This is a genomic window from Vibrio sp. 10N.222.55.B11, from assembly GCF_041473705.1.
In the GTDB taxonomy this organism is placed as follows: Bacteria; Pseudomonadota; Gammaproteobacteria; order Enterobacterales; family Vibrionaceae; genus Vibrio; species Vibrio crassostreae_C.
Map to the genome: position 1 here is coordinate 1 of NZ_JBFRST010000101.1, position 3,696 is coordinate 3,696.

Annotated in this window: 2 protein-coding genes; both read right to left on the reverse strand. The window is 38.1% G+C overall.

The features are described 5' to 3' along the window. On the reverse strand, positions 1-2,207 hold a 2,207-nt coding region (locus tag AB4503_RS24695), incomplete at its 3' end, for a type VI secretion protein IcmF/TssM N-terminal domain-containing protein (protein WP_372115867.1). 61 nt (positions 2,208-2,268) lie between these two features. Next, positions 2,269-3,582 (reverse strand): type VI secretion system ImpA family N-terminal domain-containing protein, encoded by a 1,314-nt coding sequence (locus AB4503_RS24700; protein ID WP_102429258.1) that lies wholly within the window; start codon positions 3,580-3,582, stop codon positions 2,269-2,271. Between the last annotated feature and the right edge of the window lie 114 nt (positions 3,583-3,696).

Genomic DNA, 3,696 nt, shown 5'->3' on the forward strand with positions numbered 1-3,696 from the left:
AGATCAATGGCGTTAGTAATCTCCCCTATATTGTTATAACGCTTTACTTTTAGTTCGCTTAAAGCATTTCGCCAATAACTGATGTAGTCATCCGTATATTTTTTTCTTACTTGCTTCTTGAATGTCTCTTGTTCTTTGTCTGTTGGGATTACGTGGTTTGACAAACCCAATACCCAGTTGTCGGTGATGACTTGTTGCGACATTAAATCGACGCGAGGGCGGTAAAACGTACTGAAGCCTGTAGATGTGTAAACTTTATCGATTTCTAATCGTTGAGGATCCAAGTTGTCGTTGAAGACATTATTAAAGTCGAAACCGACTGCTCGCTGTAAATTCAAAGTGCCTAAATCAATGTCACCTGCTTGTTGTAACAAGCTGGCGTACACAAGATCTACATTTGAACTAGAGAGTAGAGAACGTCTTGTCGCACGCACCATATTCATGTTGATCGATACAGGTTCAAAATCAGTGCGGAAATATGCGTCCAAATATTTCATCACTGTCGTGATCGTGTCTGGTTGATCACTGAGTTTTTGGAGCGTTGACATCGTTTGCTGACGTAGAAATTTTATCTCGCGTTTTGTAGGATCATTCAACATTAAGTAACCTTTTAGTAAAGGCAGTGCATTATTAACGTTGTCTTGATTTTGTGTTAGTTGCAAACGATAACCTTGCTCAATTACTGGCATTAAGTGGTTTCTAATTTGCATTATGAGGGCGTTATAAGCGATTTTCGTACTTTCATCGAGACGACTTACATTCATATTCACAAGTTCATTATCTAGCGCTTGTGAGCCACTAAGCCATGCTTGATAAGATGGTTGTACAGTTTGGATCGCACTTGAAAGAGAACTTTCAAAAGAATTGCCTTTTGGGTAAGACGATTGTGAATCATCTATACCAATAAGCTGACTAATCACTCTCAGGTTGTCATCTAAAGTCGTTGAAAACAGGTAAGCACCACTACCTAGTAAAATAATGGAAGCTGCAACGGCTAGACGGCTCTGCCTCTGGATCATCCTAAGGTAAGTCTTGTTTTCACCTGCGAAATCAGATTCAGGCAGGATCTGAGAGTCCATTAAGAAACGCGTAAAATAGGGCGTTTCTGTTAACTGAGTATGTTCCGACGCAATGATCGGCAAGTTAAAGTAGTTGCTGCAACTCTTAGCTAATAGGTTGTATTTTCTACCACCTTGGATATTCGATATAAAAAACACTTCACGGATATCAAGAGAATAAGACCCAGTATTGAGTTCTGAAAGTCGTTCTATCACAGAAGCAATTTCAGACTGACACAATTCGAATTGTTTAGGGAATGCTAATATGGCTTGCTTCTCGTTAACTTCATTAGAGTGAGACGACGAATCTAACGCATTGCTCTCCATTACTTTTACTAAATTACGGAAGCTATCATGGTAGTACTCAACAAATACACCTTTAGCTTCCTTTAATGGAATTGATAGAAATTCAACCGAGGTCTTTAAAGAACTAAAGTGTATGTATTCCTTAAATCCTTCTAGCTTGTCGAGCTTAGACATCATTAAATATAAAGGGATCGCTGAAGATGTTTTTTCACTTACTGATTCTAATCGATGGTTAAGCGCGGTTAACGTGTAATCGATTTGTTCGGTTTCAGAGACAATTAGAAATTCAAAATCGATAAAAAACAAGCAACCAGAAAATGGCTTTCTAGGCTTGTGTTTAATGACCTCATCTACAAATGTGTTCCACAGAGCGCTATCGTTACTTGATACTTCTTGAAACAATAGGCGTTGATCCGGTTTGATATACACGGCGGAGTCTGACTCATACCATTCGAAAAAATCATTCTTTGCAGTACGAGTCTGATCCATTGGCTTGATTGCACTGGAGTTAAGTAGAAACTGAGTTCGACCCGCGTATTTATTGCCAATCATTAAATAGATTGGCTTTTTATTGGAACCAGAAAGAAGCGGACGGATGACCATGGCTAATGCTTCTTCTTCTGTTTCCAGCATTAGGGCTTTAGTGTTGTTTTTCTTTTTTAGCCACAACGTTACCTGAAACAACGAATAGAAAATTGTTATAGCACCTAAAGCAATCCATAGGTAAAACTTGTCTGTTATATCTAGCCAAAGGATATAGATTGCAGCGATCGTAGCAGCAAGAAAGAGGAAAATGGCCGTTGATATAACAACAGGGTTCCTCATTAGTTTGTGTTTTAACATAAGCCTATTTCGTTGTTTTGAGTTTGTTGTAATACCGAGTCTTAAGACGGTTTTATGAGTTTTACGGTTTATTTGCTGACAGATCTGATTCTAAGGTTTTTATTTTGTGTAAATAGACGTTCAGTATCCGAAGAGATTTCTGTAGTTCTTTTTGTTGTTGTTCTTTTTCTGCATATTCAATGCGGCCAATCAATGGAAAAAGAGAGTTACTGTACTCATAAGCTCGTGCTGTCTTTTTACTTTCACTTCCTCTAATTACATTCGCAAATACAGTCCTGGCGTTAGAAAAGCGTCGGTGAAGTTGGGCGTAATCTGTGTTTAACTTTTCTTGTTCATTGGTGAACTCTTGGCGTAATCGTAGAATAGAAGACGAGTCCGGATACAGCTTGGTCAAATCAAGCGTCAATCGGTCTAAAATATCGATCTGATACACTTTGATTGGATCGGCAACCCAACCTTTCATTAGTGTGTCTAATTGGTTTACGACATTAGGTCTAACATCTTGAGAAATAGGAGCATATTCATATCTTAATGAATGTGCTATTTCATTAAGTTGTGAGATATCAGATGTGATGATTTGTTTAGTCAGATCTTTTAGTTGGTATTGCTTATAAAAGAAGTGAGAGGACAATGCTAAAGCAAGAAATCCGGCTAACAGGTAGACGACTAAATAATTAGAGGGTGTTTTATCGTCGACTTTCGATGTTGTTGCAGATTGCTTATTTGACACATCAATTTTAATGGTTGATGGTTGAGCCACTGGTGTTGGTTGTTTATTTTCTTCTGGAGCTCGGTACTTTCGTTGATTCTCTGCTTCGCGCAGGTTTGCTTCGGTCTCTTTATGTTCATCAACCCATTGCTTTAAGATTCGACGTACCCCACCTAATGAAGGTGCTTTTATACCGTAATGTAGTCTTAGTTCTTCTTCAATTCTCATACATAAGCGATGGCAAGTTTCGATCAGCAGTACGTCGTCGGGGTTTGTTTTAATCGACTTTATTCGTTTTTCTGTGTGTTCAACCATCCAGTCTATCGCTCCAATCCTTGCGTTTGATTTTGTAACTTCTGGATATGCGGTAAACCAATAAACGACGCATAAGTCCAGAATAGAACTGAGTCCTTCAGCTAAACCTTTTAAGCCATCATTATGTGTTGCTGCGACAGTAAAGTAGCAACTACAACGGAAATCTTTGCTGTTTTTCGAAAGTATCGTTTTTGAAAGAGACTGAACCTTTTTCCAAGAGACTCTCCCTGTCACCTTATTAAGGTTATTAATTTGACGTTTTATCTCTGTAAAATCATCTAATGCGTTTGGGTTAGTTCCGCTAGGCTTTTCTTCGTCAATAGGCCGTCTTGTGAAATCTGAGGAGAACATAATCTTGATATCCAACTGTATATATAACGAAATCGAAATTTAGCGATAACTAATAAATTTAGCCTCGCTTGTTTTTTATTTATATTTTTCAAGGATTCTATAGTCAAACAGAAT

Coding starts and splice junctions, on each gene's coding strand:
- AB4503_RS24700 (WP_102429258.1), bottom strand. CDS start 3,582: ATGTTCTCCTCAGATTTCACAAGACGGCCTATTGACGAAGAAAAGCCT.